Source organism: Bartonella sp. AA86SXKL (genome assembly GCF_042196885.1).
This window is the reverse complement of sequence record NZ_JBHIRE010000251.1, coordinates 1-342: the sequence shown is the minus strand read 5'-3', so window position 1 is coordinate 342 and position 342 is coordinate 1. Positions and strand designations below refer to the sequence as shown.

The 342-nt window shown below is 39.2% G+C and carries 1 pseudogene; it reads right to left on the bottom strand.

Annotation, left to right across the window (positions count from 1 at the left end):
* Positions 1 to 146 precede the first annotated feature (146 nt).
* Positions 147 to 341 (bottom strand): annotated as a pseudogene (locus ACFIO5_RS11325) (hypothetical protein); the annotation flags it as partial.
* Position 342 lies beyond the last annotated feature (1 nt).

Here is a 342-nt window from a genome sequence, read left to right as displayed (position 1 = left end):
TTGCTCCGAGGTGCTTATGAAACGTAAATTCCATTGGATGCCTGCAACTTATACCGATATCCTGCTTTGCTTATGCATTCATAACTTCATGCATAAGCCTGCAACTTATACCGATATCCTGCTTTGCTTATGCATTCATAAATTCATGCAAACTCACTCATACGTGAATCCATATCTTCAGGGGAAAAATAGACTGGTTTCCAACCACATTTTGTCAAGGCTTGTTGGGTCATCACTTTATCGGCACCTGGTTTTTCCCACAATGCTAAAGTAGATGGAGGTGGTTGATTAAGACATCCAGCTATAGTTAAGACAACTATACAGCTTAATAGTTTCAAGATT